This window comes from Caldococcus noboribetus, from assembly GCF_055389385.1.
In genome coordinates this window covers 1,405,086-1,426,522 of sequence record NZ_AP042475.1, presented here as the reverse complement: position 1 = coordinate 1,426,522, position 21,437 = coordinate 1,405,086, and the positions used below count along the sequence as shown (strand labels likewise).

The window sequence follows — 21,437 nt, the reverse complement described above, 5'->3', positions numbered from 1 at the left end:
AGACAGAGTTGTCGGATCCCCTCTTTGTGGACACCCTTGATATTTGGCTCGCTGTGCTGGCCTGGGGGCTCCTCACGGCAGCTGCCTGGGTCGCCTACAGGTTTGTCATGGGGAAGGGACAGCAGGCGGACAGGGGCTTCGGGTACGCCTTCTTAGCGATAGGCATCTACGCCCTGGTGATGGGCCTCTGGGGCTCCATGACGTGGCCTCTGCCCAGCTCCTACAATATAGTGCTCATGGACCCGTACGCCCTCTACGGGGTCGTGCTCCTGAATGCTGGGACTCTCACTGGTGGCTGGCGTGGACCTCAAGGGGCCCACGATTGCCATAGCTTTCCTCTCGGTCTCAGTGCTGATATACGCCGCTGACATAGCTAAGTATCATCTGACCAACTCCCCTGCGGCGGCAGCGGCCCTGTTCACATTGACAGGGCTCTCCGGGATACTCGGCCCATTCCTTAACCTGGGCAAGCCGTCAAAGTACTTTGCATACATTGAGTTGATACTGCTCGTCCTGGCGGCCCTGCTCTCGGCGTACATAGGAGGGGCTGCAACGTTTGAGCACACGGCTGACTGGATGAAGTGGGTGCCCTTCTACGGGTAAGTGATAAGCCTAACCTTTTCTTTTTGAACTTGCTCTAATAAGGGCGTGGTCGAGGGCGGGTCCGTGGAGCTTCAGATACCTAAGGCCGAGGGAGTTTACGTTTACAGCGGGGACAGGGGCTGGTCAAGGGCCAGCTGTCTAAGCGCGTCCTCCCTCAGCGATGGCCTGAACCTGATATACTTCAGGAATAACTGGTGCGCCTCCTGCGCCATCCTAGACCTTAAGATGCCCGACATAGTTGAAATGTACTCCTGCAGGGCTACGATTTATGTAGTCTCGTGTACCTGGTTCACTACAATGTGCCTGGACACCATGGCTAGGAGAACCTTCCAAGAGTTCAAAGTTAAGGACTCCCCGACGCTCTATTGGGCCTTGGTGTCCCAGGGGAGGCTGCTCAAGGAGCTGCGTATCATAGGGGTTCCTTCATTGTCTGAGCTGAAGAGGTACGTGGCCTCTAACTTAGGCATTAAGCCATGCGCCCAAGGGTTGGTTAAGAGAAGAGGTCAGAATAGCGGCTGACAGGCTCCCGTCTTACGTGACTCTTGGCTGGTCCTGTGACATAAGTATAATACCTTCACCTATGTGCATAGACCCAAGGCGGCGGGTGAAGTGAGTTGTGCCCGGAGGGAGCCCTGAGGGGCAGTGACGCTCTCCGGGGTATCAGACGCCGCCCTGAGGGCGTCGTTGACGCGCTGCCCTCGTGTAAGGGCGTCTACGCCATCTGCTTCAGGCTAGACCGCCCGGTCAGCGTTGTAGGCAGGAGAGGCAAGGTTTTGGGCTCTGTTGGGCCAGGACTCGTGCTATACGTGGGCAGCGCCGGGGGTCCGGGAGGGCTCAGGTCAAGGATCTCGAGGCACTTCCTGGGGGCTGACCGATGCTGGTGGCACGTTGACTGCATATCAATGGCAGCAGCCTTAGTGGAGTTCATATTCTACAGGGTTGGGGGCTCAGGCGTTAAGGCTGAGGACGAGCTCGCCGGGAGGCTTATGGAACTTGACGCCCTGAGGCCCATGGGAATGCTCGGGGCCACGGACTCCGAGAGGCCCCACATGTTCATGTGCAGTGACAAGGGGGCAGTTCTGTCACTCCTCAGGTCGTTGGGGACGCTTATTGACCTAGGCAGCGACCATAGTCAGTAGGCGGCCACGCTAATGGGTTGCTGTCATTGGTTCCAGAGGTGAAAAACATAAGGTCCCAGGCCCTCTGGGACTCGGGGACCCGTGGGACATTGAAGGTTAAGGCAGTGATATTTGACGTTGACGGGGTGCTCACCGAAGTTAAAAGCAGCTGGGGCTTCGTCCACGAGACGCTCGGGGTCGCTGACAGGGCCAGGCAGTACGCTGAGATGTTTGAGAGGGGTGAGATAACCTACCAGGACTGGCTGAGGCTGGACACAGGCCTCTGGGTTGAGGCGACGCATGGTCAAATAACTAGGTGGGACCTGGAGAGGATACTCTCAAGGATACCCCTGAGGCCGTGCATAAGGGACGTCTCTATATGCATCCACAGGATGGGCAAGAGGATAGCCCTGTTGAGCGGGGGCATAGACCTCCTGGTGGCAAGGGTGGCCGACGTAGTTGGCGCTGACCTTTGGATGGCAAACCAGCTGAGCTTTGACTCCAGGTGGAGGCTGGTCCCCGGAGGCATAGCTGCAGTTGGGGTCAACAAGGCCAGGGCCCTAAAGCTCCTGGTTGGCGAACTTGGGGTCAGCCTCGGGGAGGTCATGTACGTCGGTGACTCAAAGTGGGACGCAGAGGCCATGAAGCTTGTCGGCTACCCTGTTGCCATCGGTGATGACGGGTCCCTTGAGGGCGTGGCAAAGTACAGAGTCAACAGGCTCTCAGAGGTGTGCGATATCCTAAAGAAAATAGAGGGTGAGGGCTAAGGCAGGCCTTCACTGGCCCTTGAGGGCCTTGAGGTCCGCGTGCCTTATGTAGTCAACTAGGACATCGGTGTACTCCGTGGTCGATATTGGCGTTACCCCTCCCATCTCCCTGGCCAGGTCATAGGTCACCTGCTTGTGGGCTATCGCCTGCTTGACTGCGTACTCAACCAGCAGCTTGACCTCTGGCCATCCCACGAAGTCGCTGAGCAGGTACATGCCGCTCAGTATCTCGGCGGTCGGGTTTATGACGTTCTTACCAGCGTACTTGGGGGCGCTGCCGTGGACTGGCTCCGCAACCGCTATGCCATCGCCCATGTCAAGTCCCGCAGCCATTCCAATGCCGCCCACCAGGGCGTTGGCCTCGTCGCTTATGTAGTCACCGTTCAGGTTGGGGGTTACTATAACGTTGTACTCGCCGGGCCTGGTTATTATCTGCTGCAACATGTTGTCAGCAATCCTGTCATTAACTATTATCTTGCCCTCCGGCGCCTTGCCGCCGTACTTGGTGTTAACCTCCTCCTCGGTGACCACGTAGTCCCTGAACTCTGAGAGTATGAGGTCGTAGGCCCACTGCCTGAAGGCGCCCTCCGTGTACTTCATTATGTTGCCCTTGTGCATTATAGTCACGTGCTTATAGCCGTTCCTTATGGCCCACTCCATGGCCCTCCTGACGTGCCTCTGCGTCCTCCACTTGGATATGGGCTTAATGCCTATGCCTGTGTCTGGCGTCAGCTCTATACCGAACTCCTTCTTGAGGAAGTCCCTTATCTTCTGGGCCTCGGGGCTGTCGAAGGGCCACTCGATGCCAGCGTAGACGTCCTCCGTGTTCTCCCTAAATATCACCCAGTCTATATTCTCTGGGTGGCAGTGCGGAGTCGGCTGGCCGTACCACTTGACTGGCCTGACGTTTGAGTACAGGTCAAGCACCATCCTGAGGGTCACGTTGAGGCTCCTGAAGCCGCCTCCAACGGGCGTGGTCAGGGGCCCCTTAAGGTTGACGCGAGCCAGCTTGAAGGCCTGAAGCGTGCCGTCGGGCAGGAGGGAGCCGCACTCCTTCTGGGCCTCCTCGCCAGCTGTCACCTCCCACCAGACTATCCTCCTGGTGCCCCCGTAGGCCTTGTCAACTGCTGCGTCAAGCACCTTCTTAGCGCTTTCAACTATCTCAGGCCCTATGCCGTCGCCCTTGAAGTAAGCAACTATTAGGTTGTCAGGCACTATGAGCTTGCCGTTCTCAAACCTTGCCAGCTGGCCCTCTGAAGGAGGCTTAGCCTCATCTGCAGTGCATGGGTGAGAGACCATGAAAGGTCCCAGGTAGAGGGTACATACGAGGCTTTAAAAAGGTTAAATGTAGTCTTATTACGTTAGGCCTAAGATTTCCTTTAAGGTCTTCTCATAGGGCTTCCTTGCAACGCCCTTCTCAGTTATTATGCCGGACACGAGCTCGGGGGGCGTTATATCAAAGGCCGGGTTCCAGGCCTCCACGTCCTCAACGGTTATGGTCAGGCGGCCAAGCACAGTCTTCACCTCGTCGGGCGACCTCTCCTCAATTACAATTGAGTCCTCGCCCATCACGGGCTGTATGGTGCTTGTAGGAGCTGCCACGTAGAACTCCTTGCCGTTGGCGTTGGCAGCAAGAGCCAGGTTGTAGGTGCCTATCTTGTTTGCCACGTGGCCGGTGAGCGTTATCCTGTCAGCGCCGACTATTGCAAGGTCAGCCATGCCCCTCCTGAAGAGCAGGCCCGAGGCGCCGTCAACTATCAGGGTTACCGGTATGCCTTCCTTCTTGAGCTCCCACACCGTCAGCCTGGCTCCCTGGAGCAGGGGCCTGGTCTCGTCAGCGTAGACCTTAATGCTCTTTCCCTCGTGCCACGCGTACCTTATGACTCCCAGGGCGGTTCCAAAGCCCGCGGTCGCCAGGGAACCCGTGTTGCAGTGCGTCACTATCCTATCTCCGTTGTCTATAAGCTTGGCCCCGTTCCTGCCCATGTTAACGTTGTTCTCAACGTCCTCAACATATATGGTAAAGGCCTCCCTCAGCACGGCCTCCCTTATGGCGTCGACGTCGTTCTCCGCTTCGAAGGCCCTCTGGGCGGACCTCCACACCCTGTCGAGGGCCCAGAAAAGGTTGTAGGCCGTGGGCCTGGTGGCTGCAAGGACGCCGTAGGCCTCCTTTATTTCATTCATCAGCTCCTCGGCCTTCTTAGCCTTTGAGTGCACCGCAGCCAGCGTGAGGCCGAAGGCCGCCGTGACCCCTATGGCCGGCGCGCCCCTTATCTCCATGTCCTTTATAGCCTTGGCGACCCTGTTGTAGTCCTTGGTCCTTATGTAGACCTCGTTCCAGGGCAGCTGCCTCGTGTCTATCCAGACAAACTCGTTAGTGTTAAGGTCGTAGTAGAGGGGCTTTATGGTGAGGAACTCCCTGAGCTTGTCAAGCCTGGACAGCAGGTCCTCCAGCAAGGCTCTCGCCTAAGGTTAACGGCATTGAGAAGGTTAATAACTGTGTGTAGTTAGAAGCTATCAGGCGTCCAGCTTGGGACTTAAGGACGACGTGACCAGGTGGCTCAAGGACGAGGAGATAGATGTTGAGGAGGTTCCTGTGCCTGCCGGGGCGCCTGTTGAGTGGGCCCTCAACGCCACGGTCAAGGCCCCGCTCAGGGTCCTGTTGGGGGTTCAGAAGCCCAAGACTAGGGCCGACAGGCTAGTGATAAGCATGGTCGTCAAGGTGGCCGACCAACATAAGGCGGCGCTGTCATCCATGGCGCCGAAAGACAGGGCAAAGCTCATGAGCCAGCTCCTGGTGAACGTCACGTCCCTGTGCCCGTCCTGCATAATAGTCTTCCAGCCACAGCTTGACCTGCCGGACACCATAGTTGTCAGCAAGGTGATATATGACGAGGACATAGGACCCTCGGCCATAGGCGAGAGCGTGAGGGTGCTCGTTAACGAGTATGCGCTGATAGTGAGCTTCTTCAACGCCGAGGTAGCCCACGTGGACCAGGGCTCCGGTTTCAGCACGGTTATCCACATGTGAGGTGCCCTGCTCTTGGTCACGGTGAGGCCCGCGGCCATCCTGGCGTCCTCCAGGTGCCTTAAGGTGGCTGCCCCCCTTGAGGGCGCGCCATTTGCCGCAGAGCCTGACGTGGAGAAAGCCATAAATGACGTCTATCTCTCGTTCTCGCAGTGGAGCCCTCCCGCCGGGTGGGATTCAGTTAAGCTCTCACTGTGGTACGCCACTGTCTATGGAGGGCTCGTGCTTATGTACACGTGCGGTCCCGTGACGCCCATATCCAGGGTCACTACGTCGGTCGGAATAGACGTGACGGTCTCCGGTGACGCCACCCATAGGGCCCTTGACGACTCCAAGATTCTGGCCGCCTGGGCCAAGCTGTGGGCCGGGAATGAGGAGGAGGGCATAAGGGAGCTTGAGGGCGCCATGGAGTTCCCTCAAGGCTACTCGTGGAGGGCTGGGGGCACAGTCAGGATAGCCACGAGGGGGATCATGTATTGAGCGCCTTTCCCTCGTCGCCTGAGGCCGTCACTGGGGCGCTGAGGTCGCTCATAACCTTCACGTAGGCGGTTCCCCTGTGGCCCCTTATCCAGTCAAGCGACTTTGTTGCCAGCTCGGCCGCTCTCCTGGGCTTCACCGAGACCCCCACCCCGACCTTGACTCTATCAGTCTCGGAGAGCCTCTTGGCTAGGGCCTCATAGCTGTCGACTGGCATTACTACAAGTATGTTGTCGCCCCCAAGGTATTGGGCCACGCCGCCGTACAGCCTGGCCTCCCTTGAGACGTAGTGGAGCAGCTCCTGAACCCTGTGGAAGGCCTCAAGGGGGTCGGTCCTCTCCGTTAACCCCGTGACATCGTCAAGGTCCACGTGGCCCAGCACAGAGACCTCCTGACTGCAGTCCTCCTGGTGATTCTCAGGGTTACCTCTGAGCAGCGCGAAGGCCCTTGAAACTGCCGCGGCGGGGCTTCGCGAGGCCGCGGTGGAATACCTGACCTCAACGGGCGACTCCTCCTTTATTGAGTCAACTATGGCCCTCACGTCATCATCAGAGAGCCCGCTGGTGAGGAGCAAGAGGTAGTCGTACCTAAGGGGTATCGCAAGGCCCCCCCTTGAGGAGGCCGCCTCCTGCGCCCTGCTGTAGATCCTGGACTGCTCCTCCTGTATCCTCCACTCCCTGTCGCTTCCCAGCAGCTCAGTCCACTCCCTGTATCTCGCGAGCTCCACGAGCGTTACCTTAACGCACTCGCCCAAGGTCACTCCACCACTAGCGTCTGGCCTGGGGTGTACCTGAGGGCGGACATTTCTCTCTGCCTCCTTACCAGCTTCACGGCGGCCTCTATGGCTCTCCTCGAGTACTCCTCTATCCTCTCAAGGGCCTGGGCCCTGGAAGCCCCTGGACCTATGACCCCGAGGGTCACAGGCTTGTTATACTGGAGAGACAGGTCCACGAGGGCCCTCGTAGCCTGGTTAGCTATCAGCTCGTCGTGCTTAGTCTGTCCCTGAATCACAGCGCCTATTACTGCAACAGCGTCAACGTAGTCAAGCTTTATCACTTGGGCTACGCCGAACGGGGAGTCGTAGAAGCCAGGCACGTGAAACACCACAGGCACCTCAGCCCCAAGGAACTTGGCGTGGCTAAGCGCCTTCTCCTCCATCATCTTAGTTATGTCATAGTTGAACTCCGAGACCACGAGGGCAATCCTCACGGGCTGCGCCGACATGTCAGGCTCCCACCTGCCTGGCTCCCTTTAAAATAAAAGCCTAGAGGTCCACGGCCCTCCTGAAGAACTCGTTCCTCCACGCGATCCTCCTCACGGCGTCCTCTATTGGCTCGTCCGGGGGGACCTCGACCTTAAGGAAGGTGCCAGTCCTCCCTATCTCCCTCCTCCTGCTGAGTACCCTGAGCCTCTCCTCGACGGTGTCCAGGCTTATCCCCAGCAGCCTCGCCACCTCCGCTTCGTGGCCCGCGACGGGATACTCTATGTGCCCGTCCTCCGTGGGCACTATCAGGTTCAGCTCCTTGTTAACTCCTGGCACCCTCAGTCCCTTCCTGAGGCCCTCCAGGTCAAGCTTCCCTCCCCAGGAGTAGAACTCCGCCTCCCTCCTCTTCATCCTGCCCAGGGGGAAGCTGACTGTGACCTTGAGGTCAGGGTCGAGGTATATGTAGGCCTTTGGGACATAGTTAGGGGTCGCCTGGACTATCTCCTTAGCGTACGGCCTCAGGCCGGCGGCCTCAAGCTTCACCTCAACCATGAAGGGCGACACGTTATCAAGGACAACTACGTCAACGTCACTTGACGGCCTCACGTCCCCCCTGGCCACGCTGCCATAGACGAAGGCGTTGAGCCCGCTCAGGGCCCTGAGCAGCGCCTCGGCCTGGGCCCTCTTCAGCCTTAGCGTCTCCCACCGACTAGCGTCGTACTTTACCCTTAGCCCCTGTATCAAGCCTCCTCTGGCCTACGGTGTCAGGCCAAGGCTTATAATTAGTTGAAACTAGTCACGAGTAAACGATCCAGTACTCCTGGTCAGTGCACGCATAAAGGTAAAGCCCTGGCTGCAGCTGGGGCAGCGACTGCCCAACCCTCAGGGGGGCTCCAAGGGAGACCCGCAGCCCCTCTACCTGGGCGGGGAACAGCAGCCCAGGGCACGGTAGGGTCACGTTAGCGCCTGGTATCACTGCCACCACAGGCCCCGGCTCCGCGACGCCGTTGACAATTATGGGCCTGCTGCGGTAGGTGGAGGGCGACAGGAACACACTGTACGAGGAGTCGTTAACCTCAAGCAGGTACGCGAGCGGCTCCACGTAGAACGCTTCATCAGCCCAGGCGACGCCGGTCACGTAGCTGCCGTAGTTGGTGTAGCTAAATGTCAAGTTAGATGTTATCGGCATCATGAACGACTCGGGCGACTCCACGTATATGGAGCTGCTCGGTATAAGGAACGTGCCGTTGCCGAAGTACTCTGAGGCCTCCCCCAGCTTGGTCTGGAAGGATACCCTGAACGGCCTGTATATCGACATGAGTTCCTCTGCCAAGTAGGCCCTCTCGCTGGTATTAGTGTAAACTGGCACTGAGTAGAACGAGATTGGCGACGGAAGGCTTATGTTCGCGTGGGAGCTCCCCGCGACGCTGAAGATCTTCAGGCTCAGGGAGGCGCTAAGATTTATTGTTGTGGGCCAGAGCATCAGAGGGTCATGATAGAACATCACGTAGTAGGCGAGGTTTATGGGCCCAAGCGTTGAGCCTTGGCCGGAGGCTGTGGAGTTGTAGCGGTAGTAGTATGTGGTGTTAATTATAGGGTTGCCTATGAACCACTTCGAGGTGAAGTTGCCCGAGTAGCCCACCAGCGACGCTAGGACCGTAGAGAGTATAGTGGTGTAGGGGTTGGAGATGAACCCCCTGACGCTGACCTGCCCAGTGTAGTTAACTAAGTCGCCTGGGCCCCCCACCGCTATGCCAACTACGCCCCTGCTCGGTATATCATAGGCTGCTACCGCCACGTTCCGTCCAGAGACGCTGATGTAGCCCAGCAACGTCATATAGTTACCAGTTGAGGGGCTAACTGTCCCGCTGAAGCTCCTGCCCCCTGAGGTGACGACAACATTGATGTAACTGAACAGCTTGCCCTTCATGCGAACAGTTAGGTTGGCCTCCCCCAGGTACTCAAGCGTTGAGTTCTCCCCGTCGAGCCCTGAGATGTAGACCATGTCAAGGGCCGCAGGGTAGGAGTCCGGCCCAAGGTATGCCTGTGAGGGCCCCGCCGTCTGGTAGGCTCCTCCGGCAGAGGAGACGTTCCACCCGCACTCCTCAGCTATGAGCGGGTCTGAGGACGTGGAGTAAGCAAACATGGCCCCACTTGAGGTCACCAGGTACACGCTCACGTTCTGGCAGGCGGAGTAGTTGCCGGGCAGTGGTATGGCCGCCGATGAGCTGACTAGCTTGTTGACCCTCTCTATAAAAACGTTGCCGCTGGCCTCCACTATGGCGTAGGATATGTTTAGCGGGGAGTTAGGGGACACCATCAGGTAAAGCCTTGAACCGTTCACCATGAGCTCGAGCCTGGGAGGCGCCGCCTCCTCCGCGGCCCTCTGGAAGAGCTGTGACGACACCTTCTCCGAGTAGCCCACTATTTCAGAGCCCATCCTGATGAGCGATATGGCGGCGAGGAGCACCACGCCAAGTACTATGAAGGCGCCTATTACCTCGCTCAGGGACCTCCTAACCATTAACTTCACCAGAGGTGAGGCAGGTTAAAGAACATCCCCCACCCCTCGCTGAAAGTGAAGTAAGATGAAGGGCAGGGTCGGGCTTATAGTTAACCCGATAGCGGGCATGGGGGGCAGGGTGGGCCTGAAGGGGACTGACGGGGACGCCTACCTGAGGGCCCTAAGTCTTGGCTCAAAGCCCGTGGCCCCCTCGCGTGCTAGGGAGTTCCTGAGGTACCTACATCGCGACGTGGAGCTAGTGACGCCCAACGGCATTATGGGCGAGGAGGAGGCCAAGGAGGAGGGCCTCAGGCCCACCGTAATTAGATGCGCGAGCGAGGACAGGCTGACGAGCGCAGAGGACACCAGGAGGTGCGCCTCCACGATGATCAACCAGATCGACATACTAGTCTTCGTTGGAGGGGATGGCACCGCCAGGGACGTGATTAGCGCGGTTGACTGCAAGGTGCCAGTGCTTGGCGTGCCCTCCGGAGTTAAGATGTACAGCGGCGTCTTTGCCGAGACGCCGGCCGCGGCTGCCGAAGCCCTGAGGAAGTTCCTTAGCGGGGAGGCCAAGCCCGTTAGGGCTGAGGTGCTTGACATAGATGAGGAGGCCTTCAGGAGGGGCGAGCTTGTGGTAAAGCTCTACGGCTACGCTGTGGTTCCAGGGTCGCCGGAGGTCGTCACTGAGGGCAAGGACTCCTCAAGACATGACGCGGAGGAGCTCAAATCCATAGCAAAGTACGTGATTGAGAACATGGAGCCTGACACGCTCTACCTCCTGGGCCCTGGGACCTCTGTGGCTGCCATAGCTGAGGAGCTGGGAGTTCCTAAGACCCTCCTTGGCGTGGACGCCGTCTACAACGGTAAGGCTATTGGCCTGGACCTTAACGAGTCTCAGATACTTGACCTGCTGAGGACGTACCGTAAAGTTAAGGTGGTGCTGTCCCCGCTCGGAGGCCAGGGCTTCCTGCTGGGAAGGGGGAATCAGCAGCTGAGCCCCCAGATATTAAGGGCTGTTGGAGTGGACAACATAATAATAGTTTCAACCAAGGACAAGCTCTCAAAGCTTAGGGTGCTCCGCGTCGACACCGGTGATGAGGAGCTCAACAGGCAGCTCAGGGGCTACAGGAGGGTTATAGTTGGGTACGGCGAGGAGGCAGTCATAAAGGTTGTTTAAAGGTAAGGAGGTGACAGGGGGAGAACCATCGGAAGCCCTCACAGCCAGAGGCCGTGAGGGTTCCAGTGGGCCGTGGCGCCTTGGCCTAAGGGCTTGGGGCCCTTGGGCCGTGGCGTGCGGCCCTTTAGTGGTTCTCCCCCTGCCACCGCTGTTCCTACTACTGGCCCAGCATATATAAGGGGTCAGCCTGAGAAAGGGGTTTAACTCAAGGCTTCAGGCCTGAGGCCTTGGGCTAACTAGGTGGCATGCAGCGTAGTGGCCCCCTGAGACGGCTCTCATTGAGGGCTCAGCGTATCTAGTTAACCTTACGATCACCCTGCCGCCCTCCTCCTTGACCGACTCTATAGACTTAAGGGCCCTGACCTCCTCTGACTCGTTGTCTATTATGGACTTCAGCTCACCCGAGGATATGCCGCTGACTGCCAGGGTGAGCTCATCTATTACCTTTATTGAAAGCCTGCCGCTTAGCTCTGAGTACCTGGCCTCGGAGAGCCTTATGAGGGCCTCAGCCACCTCGTCAGAGGTCCACCCGCAGGTGGCAATCGCTACTGGGCACCTCTCGTGGAACCTGCACCCCTTGGGAGGGCTGACAAGGCTGGGCACGTCACCTTTAAGCACAACCCTCTGCATCAGCTTGCCCACCTGGGGCACCGAGGAGATCAGAGCCTGCGTGTACGGGTGGGCGGGGCTCTTTATCACCGCTGACTTGGGGCCCTTCTCCATTAGCTTGCCAGCGTACATGACGTATATCCTGTCTGCCATGTATGAGACCACGGAGATGTTGTGAGTTATGAGGAGCATGGCCATGTTGTACTTCTCTCTGAGGTCCTTCAGCAGCTCAAGTATCTCCGCTTGGACCGAGACGTCCAGGGCGCTCGTGGGCTCGTCAAGCACGACGAACTTGGGGTTAGTCGCTATGCCCCTGGCTATGGCCACCCTCTGCCTCTGGCCCCCGCTGAGCTCGTGCGGGTACCTGTCAGCGAACTCCCTGGGAAGCTGTACCTCCTCTAGGAGGTCGTAGACCCTTGACATTGCCTTGTCCCTGCTGGCGAAGCCCGTCTCTATCATGGGTTCGGCTATGATATCTGCTATCCTTAGCCTTGGGTCAAGCGACGAGTAGGGGTCCTGGAACACTATGCCGACTTCCCTGCGGAACTGCTTGAGGGCGGAGCCCCTTAGCCTAAGGATAGAGTACTTAGACGCTATCTTCTTCGCCGACTCAAGGTCATTCCTTTCGAGGGCGGCGTCGTAGTTTTCAAGCTCATTGTCAGGCACCTTGAACAGGACGTCACCCGCCGTGGGCTCAAGGAGCCTTATCAACAGCCTCCCCAGGGTGCTCTTGCCGCTGCCGCTCTCGCCCACAAGGCCTACTATCTCTCCCTCCTTGACTTCAATGCTGACGTCGTCAACGGCCCTTACGTAGGCCCCTCTGACGCCCTTAACAGGGAAGTACATCTTAAGGTTCCTTCCAGCTATTATCACTGCTTCTCACCTCCAGCGTAGAGCCAGCAGGCGACTCTATGCCCGTTGCCAAGGTCAACCGTCGGGGGCTCCCTGGACTTGCACACGGGCATGGCAAAGGGGCACCTCGGGTGGAACATGCACCCGCTCGGCGGGTTCCTGAGGTCGGGCACCTCGCCCTTTATGCCCTTGAGCTCGTGCGGCTCTATCGTGGGCACGGCCTCGAGGAGCATCTGCGTGTAGGGGTGCTTAGGTTCCTTGAACACTGCCTCCTTGGGGCCCACCTCGACCACTTTCCCCGCATACATTATGGCAATCCTGTCCGAGACCTGGTACAGCACGCTCAGGTCGTGCGATATGAACATGAACGCTGAGCCTATGTCTTCCTTCAGCTCCCTGAGGAGCTCCAGTATCTGGGCCTGTATGGTTACGTCCAGGGCGCTCGTGGGCTCGTCAAGTATCACCAGCTCAGGGCTATTAATCATGGCAGTCGCTATGACCACTCTCTGTCTCATGCCTCCGCTGAGCTCGTGCGGGTACATCTTGACTACCTTCTCGGGCTCAGGCATGCCAAGCAGGCCCAGGAACTCGGCCGCCTTGATGTAGCCTTCCTTGACGAGCTCCCTCCTTACCATTGAAGAAATTATCGGCGTCTTAGGTATCCTATTTGTTCTGGCCACGTCCTCCAGGGGCTTCGCCAGCAGCGGGCTGATCTTCTGGCAACAGAGGTTAAGGATCCTGAGCTCCTTGACTATGTCGTGCAGGTCCTTCCTCCTCCAGATGGCTATTGCCTGGTCATCGAGGCCCTCAAGGCCCTTTGCCTTGACGAACTCCCTCAGGTTGTCGTAGTCGTTAGATTTAAGGTAGCCCAGTATAGTCTTGACGTCGTCCTTCGTAGCCCTAGCCCTCGCAAGCCTCCTCTTGGCCAGGAGTGCAGGGTTGTGCTGAAGCACGACCTCAGCTATCTGGTAGCCCACCGGCAGCACGGGGTTAAGTGTCGTCATGGGCTCCTGAAACACCATTGATATTTTGGTGCCCCTTATGCTCATCATATTCTTGTGAAGCTTCTTGAGCACGTCCTCATTTTTGTCAGCCCTGAACTTCTTCGCCCTCTTGAAGTACTCCCTGAGAGGCGCGACTACGTCAAAGCCGTCCACAAGGACCTGGCCCTCGGTCACTGCGGCGTTCCTTGGTATAAGGCCCATTATTGTGAGGCCAAGGGTGCTCTTGCCGCAGCCGCTCTCGCCCGCCACTCCAAGCACCTCGCCCCTGTAGATCTCTAGGTCAACTCCGTTCAGCGCCTTGTAGATGCCTCTCCTCGTGTAGTACGCCAGCCTGAGGTTTCTGACAATAACTATTGGGGTCCTGTCCCTCTCGCTCATAGTGAGCTCCTCCTCCTTGGGTTAATCACATCCATGAGGCCCATTCCCATCAAATAAACTGCAACGGCAAATATTACAATGAAGGAGCCGGGCACTATGACAGTCCAGGGGGCCGTGGTGAGGTACTGTATGCCAAGCGTGGTGAGGTAGCCCAGCTCTGGGAAGTTGGAGACGGGCAGGAACCCTATGAAGGCCAGCGTCGATATGGTAAGCATTATAGTTCCAAGGTCCATTGACATCTGCACCAGAACCGGGGGCAGGGCGTTGGGGAGTATGTGCCTAAACATTATCTTCACGTTGCTGGCCCCAGCAGCCCTGGCGGCCTCTATGAACGTCATCTCCTTCACCTGGAGCGTGACGCTCCTCGTGTACCTAGCGTAGAGCGGCCACCACACGACTATGAGAGCTATTAGGAGGCTCTTCAGGTCCCTGCCGAGCACGTAGCCCACGGCAACTGCCAGGACCAGGTAGGGGATGCTGAAGAATATGTCTGTGAGCCTCATGAGCACATCGTCAACTATGCCGCCCAGGTAAGTGGCCAGTATGCCAATAACTATACCAATGGAGGCCCCTGGGAGCACGACGGCCACGGAGAGCGCCAGGTCAACTCTTATTGACTTTATAACGGCCCTGAGCAGGTCGACGCCTGGGTAGGTTGTACCTAGGGGGTGCCTCCACGAGGGGGGCTGCGGTATCGGGTTAGCATAGTTAGGCACCAGCGCGTAGGGGTGCCTGAGGCCAAGCATCCACGGCGCGAACTGCACTAGTAGGGCGTCAACCACGTAGGCCAGTACTATTATAAGGCCGGCGACGGCGGGCTTGTTTGAGAAGAACACCTGAAGCGAGAGCTTTCTCTCTGGCGTCAGGATTGAGATGGACCTCCGCCCTCTGGCAAGTGCAACGAGAGACGCTAAGAGGGCAACGGCTGCGACAGCCGCCACCGCTGTGGGCGCGTTCATCCTAGCCTCACCCTCGGGTCCTTGAGCGCAAACACTATGTCAAGCACGAGGCTGACGGTTATGAATATCAGGCCGAAGAGCAGGGTTCCAGCCATTATCCCCCCCATGTCGTTCTCCTCCATGGCCAGGGTGAGCCAGTAGCCTATGCCAGGGTAATTAAAGACATCCTCAACAACAACTACGCCGCTTAACATGCCAGCCACTGTGTAGGCGAAGTTAGTGTATACTGGGAACATGGCAGTTGGCCTGGCGTGCTTGTTTATAACCACCTTCTCTGGCAGCCCCTTGGATCTGGCAAACTTAACGTAGTCCTGGTCAAGCACCTCCAGCATTGAGGCCCTAAGTATGTTTATGACGCCGGCCATGACGGCTAGCGCCAGAGTGAAGGCTGGCAGCAGCAGGTGCTCAAACGCGCTTAGTGCAACAGGCCAGTCCTTGTGTATTATCGCGTCTATCAGTATTATGTGGGTAGGATAGGAGGTGCCGTCGCGGTACCAGCTGACTCCAGCTAGGAGGGCAGTGTTGACAGTGCCTGAAATGGGTAGCACCTTGAGGTAAACCCCGAATATGATTATCAGGGCGAAGGCTATCAGGTAGATAGGCATGCCGTAAAGCCCGTAGGAGAGAACCCTTATAGCTATGTCATCTGGCTTGTCCCTCCTGACTGCAGACCAGGTGCCCAGGGGTATCCCCATCAGCCACGTAAGTATGCCCGCAACTATTGCCAGCATCGCAGTGTTAGGGAAGAATATCTCTATGGCCTGGGTCACGGGGCCGCTGAAGAAGCTCGTGGTCGTGTAGCCAAGGTTGCCGTGGAGCACCGCGTCAAGCCAGTAGAAGTACTGGACATAGAGGGGCTGGTTGAGGTGGAACTTCTCTATTAGCATCTGTATCTGCTGCTGCCTGGCGGGCCCCGTGAGCCTCGGATTTATGTACATGGCTAGGAGCTTCGTGACTCCGCCGACGTGTATTAAAGCGAAGACTAATACTGTGAGCCCTATTAGCGTGGGTATATAGTAGAGAATTCTCTTAATTATGTACTGCCAGAGCTTTATTTTAAACCACCCTCCACGGCATACGGAGAACAAAAGTGGAACCTAAAAAGCGTTAGGGCGTGAAAAATCAATAAAATATTAAGGTTATTATTTGAAAATCTGCCGGCTAACCTTTAACCCACCAGAAGTACCAGCTGTCGCCGGAGCCTCCAACCATTGGGTTCTCTTCCCATGATATCATGCCCATATAGCCGTGCATGTAAGGCTTGATGACCCAGTACTCGTTGGGCTGTATGGTGTATACGTACATGTAGAGCTCTATGGCCAGGTCCTCGGCCTGCTTGTAGTAGGTGGAGGCCGCAGTCACGTTGTTGGCAAGCTCAGCGGCGTCGGCCTTGGTGATTATATTGTTAAGCTCCTGGTACTCCATGGCCTCCTGCCAGAGCCACTTGCCTATCTCGGGCTCGACGCTCGGGCTCAGGCCTGGGTAGCTAATCTTTGACTGGTTGAAGTAGGCGCTGAGGTTCTCAAAGTACTGCACCGTCCACCCGTCAGGGCTTGGGTAGGTTCCTCCCTGCTCGTACATGGCATTTATGAAGTCTGAGGCCAGCGGGTAGTCAGCTATCCAGCCCAGGTAGTATATTGGCATTGGGTTCTGGCCAGGTATCTCGTCGCTTATTATAGTTGAGAATGGCAGGTATATGGGCACGGCGTTTATGTTCGGGTCTATGTTGTGGAGGGCCGCGGCCCACATCTGGGCCGCCGTGTAGTCCGTCGTGTCGCCGCTTGATATTACTATCGGGAAGTAGACGCTTATGTTATAGAACCCGCTCTCCTCGAGCAGCTCCTTGGCGTACGTCAGGTTGAACGTGGGGCAGCCGGTGAGCTGGGACGGTGGGAAGTAATAGTTCAGCCCAGGTATGAGCACGCCGCAGTAGGGGCTGCCGAAGTTGAAGTGGTACTTCACGTTCCCAACTATGTCGTTTATGTACTCAGTGTAGTTGAAGGCGTAGGCGAAGGCCTCCCTGACCAGGGGGTTGGCGAAGTACCAGCTGGGTATGTGGTACGCGGGGTTGAGCTGGTGAAGCGCTGACTGGCTCACATTATTGACGAACACAAAGAAGAACTCGCTAAGAGTTGGGAACTCGTAGAGCTCAGCCTGGCCCTTGGACTCAAGGGACTCGAGGCTCGGTATGAAGCTGCTGGGCAGTCCTGTCACTATGTCCGCCTGGCCGGAGGCGAAGAGCTCATAGGCGGTCGTCGGGTCCTTGACCCACTCTATAACCACGGTATCGTTTGGCCTGGGGAAGTAGGTTATGTTGTCAGGCCAGTAGGGGTTAGGCTTGAGCACCACGCTCTGGCCCGGCGTGTAGACAGCTATGTAGTAGGGCCCCGTGAAGCCGGCGGACCGCCCTGAGGGCCACTGCACCGCCGTGTTGTAGCTGCCCTCGCTGCAAGTCTGCTCGTAGCTGTAGAAGGCCTCCGCCAGCTGGGTCATGTTGTGGTCGTAGAGGCCTGTGAAGTTTATGCCGTCCCCCACCTCCTCGAGCCACTTCGCGTCAAGGACTCCTCCTCCAAGCGGGTCTGCTATTGCTGTGAAGAATGCCTCAGGCGATGTTGGCTGTGCCAGGTGGAACGTGACAGTGTCGGTCTCGTTGTTGTAGCTGACAGCGTTTATGATCTCCTCGGCCCCCTGGGTGTCGTTGGGCGACGTGACGACGAAGGTGAAGGGCGTGTAGTTCGGTATGAGGTACTGGGTGAGTATCCAGCCCGGCGTGCCGGGCGTTCCGCCGGCGCAGAGCATGTCCCTTATCACGCTGTACCAGACGTCGTACGCTGTTATCGGGTCGCCGTTGGCGGCCCTAAGGCCAGGCCTGAGCTGGAAGGTGTACTCTGTGTAGTTAGAGTTAATGCCGTGACCAACAGTGGGCACATACTCGGCGAGCATTGGTATGAACTTCGTAGTGTTGGCGCCGAAGTACTGTATGAGCGTTCCATAGACGTTAGCTATAACTTCAAAGCCGACGCTCTCATAGTCTATGTCTGGGTCGAAGCTGAAGGGACCTCCTGGCACGTTCTCTGCAACCACGATGGTGCCTGGGTTGGGCACGCTTACAAGCGGGCTGAAGATCGAGAACGGCGCGCTGGTGGAGCTGACAGCTATAGTGTAGTATGCGGTGTACTTATACGTGGCCTTGGTGGTTATGTTCTCAGTTACTATCGTAAGCGACACGGCGTAAAGACCTGGAGAGCTGTAGCTCACACTTATGTACTTCTCCTTTGGCTCCAGGTAGGTCGTGTTACCTGAGCCGGTCAGCCACACCTGCTCCGCGTAGCCCGTGCCGTTAACTGAAGGTATGGTTATTGTGGTCCCGTTGCCCAGGTTCCAGACGTACTCCTCTATGGTCATGTTTGTCCCGGACGGCGGCTGCAGGAAGCCCGCTGAGAGGTTGACCGGCTGACCAACGCTGACGACTGGGGTGGTTGGGCTAACGAGGGTTATGACCGGCACCGTTATGAGCTGGGCATAGCTCTCGTTGAACTGAGGCGGCGTGACGAGGACCTCGAGCAGGTTGCCCTGGGAGCTCCCCACAAGCTGGCCGTTCCTGTAGATGGCGTAGTACACCAGGTAGTGGCCTGGGTAAGCATAGTAGAGTGATGCATAAGAGTTGGTGGTGTTAATCACTGATCCGTTGCCCGTGTATATGAGCACGTAGCTGCCAGCCGACGGTGTAAACGTTGATATAGTTATCGATATGGGGGAGCCAGCGGTGGTTGAGTAGGAGCTGAGGGCTGCTGGTGACATGCTGTAGGAAGGTGATATGGAGGTTGTCGTAGTTGTAGTAGTGCTTGTAGTGCTCGTGGTGATTGTAGTAATCGGCGTAGTAGGGGAGGTTGTCGTTACATGGTGCCTTGTAGATACGTAGGCATAGTACCCGCCTATGGCTACTATCACTACTATTACAATAATTATCGCCGCAAGGGCTGCTGTCGACAGGGACCTTCTGCCTTTTGAACCTATGCTATGCCTACCTTTCATAAAATCACCACTTTCTGGCACTGGGAGATTCCTCTCAATGGGAATATTTAAGGTTTATCCTATCAGAAAGGGACCCACTAATATGTGTACGTTTCAAAAACATGCTTTACTTTTTATAATATTGTTTTTGTTTAGTTGTACTTGGCTTCGCAGGCTTGCATCTTTCTAACAATTTCAAAACATGCTAGCGGTGGCTCTCGGGCAGGCCAAGTACTAGGAGCCTTTTACCGTCAGCCACTCCCCACGGCATGGCGTTGGTGTTTGCACTTCCCCACGCATTGCCCATAAAGTCTATTCCTATGAGGCCCGCCGTGCCAGGGCCGAAGGTTTCTGTTATGAGCTTTATCTGGGTCTCCACCGCCTGCGTGACGTCCCTGCTCTGGGCGTAGGCCAGCGAGGCCCTGATGCTGAGGCCCAGAGACATGATGTACTCACCTATGCCAGTTGCGGCAAAAGCTGAGAGCCTGTCGGCGTAAAGACCAGCGCCAACTATGGGGGAGTCCCCGACCCTGCCAGGGAACTTCATTATTACGCCCCCGGTGCTCACAGCCGCCGCCAGCGTTCCGTCAGAGTCGACGGCGACGGCCCCCACAGTGTCAAGGCCCACGGCCCTGGCCATCTCAAGCCACCTCCTTACAAGCTCGTCATCGCCTCCGCCGCTCTCCCTGAGCTGCCTCCACCTCTCCAGCGACCTCCTGCTAGGCCCTGGGAAGGGCTCAAGGCCCAGCCTCTTAGCAAGCTCGTCAGCCCAGCTGCCCACTATCATTACGTGGGGCGTCCTCTCCATGACTGCCTTTGCCAGCCTTATTGGGTTCTTCGGATATGTTACGGCTGCCACAGCGCCAGCCCTCAGGTCATAGCCTCTCATCACAGCGGCGTCCATGGTTACGTGGCCCCTTAGGTCAAGCACAGAGCCCACCCCAGCGTCAAAGACGCCAGAGTCCTCCATGGAGGCCACGGCCTCGACTACCATCTCAACACTGCTCCCGCTCCTTGAGGCCTCAAGGCCCCTCTCCAGGGACTCCCTTACTGCTCTGCTAACCGCCTCTACGTCGGCGTTTTTCCACGCGCCAGCGCCGCCGTGAACAACCAGGGCGGGCCTTGAGAGCCTGATGGGCCTCTCAGCGATGCTCATGGCTTGCCTCCTTGTAGGCCTGTGCCCTCTAGGACTTTAAGTTTAGAGCTTTGGACGTAACTGTGGGCTTCTCGTAAAGGCCCTTAAGGGCAAAACAATCAGTACCTGGGTCGAGGTTACGTATATTTCTTTCCTACCAGAAACCCTACATAAGGCGCGGGGAAGGGAAGTTGTTAGAGGCGGAGTCGCTGGTGAAAAGCTTTGGCAAGCTAGTCGCAGTTGACCACTTCAGCCTGAGCATAGAGAGGGGCGAGGTGAAGGCCCTCATAGGCCCCAACGGCGCAGGCAAGACCACCTTCGTTAACCTGGTGACTGGGGCCCTGGCCCCAGACGAGGGGAGGATAAGGCTTGACGGCAGGTGTATAGTTAAGTTGCCCTCATATAGAAGGGCCAGGCTGGGCATTGCCAGGACCTACCAGATACCTAAGCCATACCCAAACCTCACGGTGCTGGAGAATGCCCTAGTGTCGTCAATCTACGCTGCAGGCCTTGAGGGAGAGGAGGCGATGAGCGCTGCCGTAGAGGCGCTTAAGTACGTAGGCATCTATAACATGGCCGAGAGGCTGGCCTCGGAGCTCAACGCCGAGCAGCAGAAGCTCCTAGACTTCGCTAGGGCCCTGGCGGCCAGGCCCAGATACCTGCTCATTGACGAGATAGGGGCCGGCCTGAGCGTTGACGAGCTTGAGGGCCTGGCCTCAAAGATAAGGGCCGTGGCCAAGCAGGGGGTTGGAGTTCTCTACATAGGTCACATAATGAAGATGGTCAAATCTGTAGCAGACTGGGTTGTAGTGATGAACGAGGGCAAGAAGGTCGCCGAGGGGACCTACGACGACATAGCTAACAACGAGGAGGTCATAAAGATCTACCTGGGTGAGAAGGGTGCAGTCGAGTAAACCTATACTTGAGGTCAAGGGCCTCTGGGCGGGCTATGGAAAGCTAGTGGTCGTCAGGGACCTCAGCATCTCACTTGAGAGTGGAACTACCACTCTAATACTTGGACTTAACGGGGCCGGGAAGACCACGACGCTCAAGACTATAGCGGGCATACTGCCGGCCATAAAGGGTAACATAATCTTTGAAGGAAAGGACATCACCCGTACGCCGTCCTTCCAGAGGGCCAGGATGGGGCTAATCATGATAACCGATAACCCTATTTTCCCCGACATGACAGTCTCAGACAACATAAAGCTGGCCGCAAGGACCAGCGACAGCAGGGTCATTCAAGAGGCTGTTAAGTACTTCCCTGAGCTGTCAAAGTTTCTCTCCTTCAGGGCCGCCTCGCTCTCAGGGGGTCAGAGGAAGATGCTCGCCATGGCCATGGCTATGGTATCCAAGCCAAAGGTTCTGCTCCTTGACGAACCGTCAACGGGCCTCTCCCCCTTGATGGTGTCCAAGGTGGTGGGCTACGTGAAGCTGCTTAAGTCGCTGGGGATAACTATACTTCTTGCGGAGCAGAACCCCTCATTTATATCAGTGGCCGACTATGTAATGGTTATGGAAATGGGCAGGGTCAAGCTGTTCGGGAAGGCCGAGGAAATAGGAAAGCTGGAGGACGTCAGAAGGACCTTCTTCCAGGTGACCTAAG

The 21,437-nt window shown here is 57.2% G+C and carries 22 protein-coding genes; 10 read left to right on the top strand and 12 right to left on the bottom strand.

The genetic code is table 11. From position 1 onward, the window contains the following. Positions 1-8: 8 nt before the first annotated feature. From ACZ5GQ_RS07590 to ACZ5GQ_RS07570, 5 genes are all read left to right on the top strand, one after another. Positions 9-368: a DUF981 family protein gene (locus ACZ5GQ_RS07590; RefSeq protein ID WP_498856541.1), complete on the top strand. Its 360-nt coding sequence runs from the start codon at positions 9-11 to the stop codon at positions 366-368. Continuing rightward, positions 274-603: a DUF981 family protein gene (locus tag ACZ5GQ_RS07585; protein ID WP_498856540.1), complete on the top strand. Its 330-nt coding sequence runs from the start codon at positions 274-276 to the stop codon at positions 601-603. The genes ACZ5GQ_RS07590 and ACZ5GQ_RS07585 overlap by 95 nt, the downstream gene beginning before the upstream one ends. Before the next feature lie 45 nt (positions 604-648). Beyond that, positions 649-1,122, top strand: coding sequence for a YbbN family protein (locus ACZ5GQ_RS07580; RefSeq protein ID WP_498856539.1), 474 nt, complete (start codon positions 649-651; stop codon positions 1,120-1,122). Between the two features lie 95 nt (positions 1,123-1,217). Beyond that, positions 1,218-1,742, top strand: a complete 525-nt coding sequence (locus ACZ5GQ_RS07575; protein ID WP_498856538.1) for a DUF123 domain-containing protein — start codon at positions 1,218-1,220, stop codon at positions 1,740-1,742. A 26-nt stretch (positions 1,743-1,768) separates the two neighbouring features. Further along, positions 1,769-2,488 (top strand): HAD-IB family phosphatase, encoded by a 720-nt coding sequence (locus tag ACZ5GQ_RS07570; RefSeq protein WP_498856537.1) that lies wholly within the window; start codon positions 1,769-1,771, stop codon positions 2,486-2,488. Between the two features lie 9 nt (positions 2,489-2,497). Here ACZ5GQ_RS07570 and ACZ5GQ_RS07565 read toward each other — a convergent pair whose 3' ends face one another. Both ACZ5GQ_RS07565 and mtnA read right to left on the bottom strand, forming a co-directional pair. After that, positions 2,498-3,787 (bottom strand): NADP-dependent isocitrate dehydrogenase, encoded by a 1,290-nt coding sequence (locus tag ACZ5GQ_RS07565; protein ID WP_498856536.1) that lies wholly within the window; start codon positions 3,785-3,787, stop codon positions 2,498-2,500. Positions 3,788-3,844: 57 nt separating this feature from the next. Beyond that, positions 3,845-4,945 (bottom strand): S-methyl-5-thioribose-1-phosphate isomerase, encoded by a 1,101-nt coding sequence (gene mtnA / locus ACZ5GQ_RS07560; protein WP_498856535.1) that lies wholly within the window; start codon positions 4,943-4,945, stop codon positions 3,845-3,847. A 73-nt stretch (positions 4,946-5,018) separates the two neighbouring features. Here mtnA and ACZ5GQ_RS07555 point away from each other — a divergent pair, with 73 nt between their 5' ends. Then, positions 5,019-5,519, top strand: coding sequence for a DUF2299 domain-containing protein (locus tag ACZ5GQ_RS07555; protein ID WP_498856534.1), 501 nt, complete (start codon positions 5,019-5,021; stop codon positions 5,517-5,519). 12 nt (positions 5,520-5,531) lie between these two features. Beyond that, the gene (locus ACZ5GQ_RS07550) at positions 5,532-5,996 is read left to right on the top strand and encodes a hypothetical protein (protein WP_498856533.1); all 465 of its coding nucleotides are present in this window, start codon (positions 5,532-5,534) and stop codon (positions 5,994-5,996) included. On the opposite strand, the gene ACZ5GQ_RS07545 is transcribed toward ACZ5GQ_RS07550, so the two are convergent. The 4 genes from ACZ5GQ_RS07545 to ACZ5GQ_RS07530 are packed head-to-tail and all read right to left on the bottom strand — an operon-like array spanning position 5,986 to position 9,721. After that, positions 5,986-6,747: a GTP cyclohydrolase IIa gene (locus ACZ5GQ_RS07545; protein ID WP_498856532.1), complete on the bottom strand. Its 762-nt coding sequence runs from the start codon at positions 6,745-6,747 to the stop codon at positions 5,986-5,988. The genes ACZ5GQ_RS07550 and ACZ5GQ_RS07545 overlap by 11 nt on opposite strands. Positions 6,748-6,749: 2 nt before the next feature. Then, on the bottom strand, positions 6,750-7,217 hold the full coding sequence (ribH, locus tag ACZ5GQ_RS07540) for a 6,7-dimethyl-8-ribityllumazine synthase (RefSeq protein WP_498856531.1): 468 nt from the start codon (positions 7,215-7,217) through the stop codon (positions 6,750-6,752). Between the two features lie 40 nt (positions 7,218-7,257). Continuing rightward, positions 7,258-7,941, bottom strand: a complete 684-nt coding sequence (locus ACZ5GQ_RS07535; protein WP_498856530.1) for a nucleotidyltransferase domain-containing protein — start codon at positions 7,939-7,941, stop codon at positions 7,258-7,260. A gap of 52 nt (positions 7,942-7,993) precedes the next feature. Beyond that, positions 7,994-9,721 (bottom strand): hypothetical protein, encoded by a 1,728-nt coding sequence (locus ACZ5GQ_RS07530; protein WP_498856529.1) that lies wholly within the window; start codon positions 9,719-9,721, stop codon positions 7,994-7,996. Positions 9,722-9,785: 64 nt separating this feature from the next. Between ACZ5GQ_RS07530 and ACZ5GQ_RS07525 the strand changes: the two genes are divergently transcribed. Then, complete coding sequence (locus tag ACZ5GQ_RS07525; protein ID WP_498856528.1) at positions 9,786-10,880, top strand: ATP-NAD kinase family protein; 1,095 nt, start codon at positions 9,786-9,788, stop codon at positions 10,878-10,880. 213 nt (positions 10,881-11,093) lie between these two features. On the opposite strand, the gene ACZ5GQ_RS07520 is transcribed toward ACZ5GQ_RS07525, so the two are convergent. The 6 genes from ACZ5GQ_RS07520 to ACZ5GQ_RS07495 all read right to left on the bottom strand — a co-directional run bounded on the left by ACZ5GQ_RS07520 (position 11,094) and on the right by ACZ5GQ_RS07495 (position 19,852). Next, positions 11,094-12,362, bottom strand: a complete 1,269-nt coding sequence (locus tag ACZ5GQ_RS07520; RefSeq protein WP_498856527.1) for an ABC transporter ATP-binding protein — start codon at positions 12,360-12,362, stop codon at positions 11,094-11,096. Further along, complete coding sequence (locus ACZ5GQ_RS07515; protein ID WP_498856526.1) at positions 12,359-13,723, bottom strand: ABC transporter ATP-binding protein; 1,365 nt, start codon at positions 13,721-13,723, stop codon at positions 12,359-12,361. Before ACZ5GQ_RS07515 ends, ACZ5GQ_RS07520 begins: the two co-directional genes overlap by 4 nt. Next, the gene (locus ACZ5GQ_RS07510) at positions 13,720-14,682 is read right to left on the bottom strand and encodes an ABC transporter permease (RefSeq protein WP_498856525.1); all 963 of its coding nucleotides are present in this window, start codon (positions 14,680-14,682) and stop codon (positions 13,720-13,722) included. The genes ACZ5GQ_RS07515 and ACZ5GQ_RS07510 overlap by 4 nt, the downstream gene beginning before the upstream one ends. Next, the gene (locus ACZ5GQ_RS07505) at positions 14,679-15,770 is read right to left on the bottom strand and encodes an ABC transporter permease (RefSeq protein WP_498856524.1); all 1,092 of its coding nucleotides are present in this window, start codon (positions 15,768-15,770) and stop codon (positions 14,679-14,681) included. The genes ACZ5GQ_RS07510 and ACZ5GQ_RS07505 overlap by 4 nt, the downstream gene beginning before the upstream one ends. Before the next feature lie 73 nt (positions 15,771-15,843). Continuing rightward, positions 15,844-18,717 carry an ABC transporter substrate-binding protein gene (locus ACZ5GQ_RS07500; RefSeq protein ID WP_498856523.1) on the bottom strand — a complete coding sequence of 958 codons (2,874 nt, stop codon included), beginning with the start codon at positions 18,715-18,717 and terminating at the stop codon, positions 15,844-15,846. A gap of 184 nt (positions 18,718-18,901) precedes the next feature. Beyond that, positions 18,902-19,852: an isoaspartyl peptidase/L-asparaginase gene (locus tag ACZ5GQ_RS07495; protein ID WP_498856522.1), complete on the bottom strand. Its 951-nt coding sequence runs from the start codon at positions 19,850-19,852 to the stop codon at positions 18,902-18,904. 170 nt (positions 19,853-20,022) lie between these two features. On the opposite strand from ACZ5GQ_RS07495, the gene ACZ5GQ_RS07490 reads away from it, so the two are divergent. Further along, positions 20,023-20,745 (top strand): ABC transporter ATP-binding protein, encoded by a 723-nt coding sequence (locus ACZ5GQ_RS07490; RefSeq protein WP_498856521.1) that lies wholly within the window; start codon positions 20,023-20,025, stop codon positions 20,743-20,745. After that, entirely contained in the window at positions 20,732-21,436 is a 705-nt protein-coding gene (locus tag ACZ5GQ_RS07485; RefSeq protein WP_498856520.1) for an ABC transporter ATP-binding protein, read from the top strand. The genes ACZ5GQ_RS07490 and ACZ5GQ_RS07485 overlap by 14 nt, the downstream gene beginning before the upstream one ends. Position 21,437 lies beyond the last annotated feature (1 nt).

What these genes read in the sequence shown, in the direction of transcription:
- ACZ5GQ_RS07585 (WP_498856540.1), top strand. Translation starts at nt 274, where the DNA reads ATGCTGGGACTCTCACTGGTGGCTGGCGTGGACCTCAAGGGGCCCACG.
- ACZ5GQ_RS07565 (WP_498856536.1), bottom strand. Translation starts at nt 3,787, where the DNA reads ATGGTCTCTCACCCATGCACTGCAGATGAGGCTAAGCCTCCTTCAGAG.
- ribH (WP_498856531.1), bottom strand. Translation starts at nt 7,217, where the DNA reads ATGTCGGCGCAGCCCGTGAGGATTGCCCTCGTGGTCTCGGAGTTCAAC.
- ACZ5GQ_RS07530 (WP_498856529.1), bottom strand. Translation starts at nt 9,721, where the DNA reads ATGGTTAGGAGGTCCCTGAGCGAGGTAATAGGCGCCTTCATAGTACTT.
- ACZ5GQ_RS07525 (WP_498856528.1), top strand. Translation starts at nt 9,786, where the DNA reads ATGAAGGGCAGGGTCGGGCTTATAGTTAACCCGATAGCGGGCATGGGG.
- ACZ5GQ_RS07515 (WP_498856526.1), bottom strand. Translation starts at nt 13,723, where the DNA reads ATGAGCGAGAGGGACAGGACCCCAATAGTTATTGTCAGAAACCTCAGG.
- ACZ5GQ_RS07510 (WP_498856525.1), bottom strand. Translation starts at nt 14,682, where the DNA reads ATGAACGCGCCCACAGCGGTGGCGGCTGTCGCAGCCGTTGCCCTCTTA.
- ACZ5GQ_RS07500 (WP_498856523.1), bottom strand. Translation starts at nt 18,717, where the DNA reads ATGAAAGGTAGGCATAGCATAGGTTCAAAAGGCAGAAGGTCCCTGTCG.
- ACZ5GQ_RS07495 (WP_498856522.1), bottom strand. Translation starts at nt 19,852, where the DNA reads ATGAGCATCGCTGAGAGGCCCATCAGGCTCTCAAGGCCCGCCCTGGTT.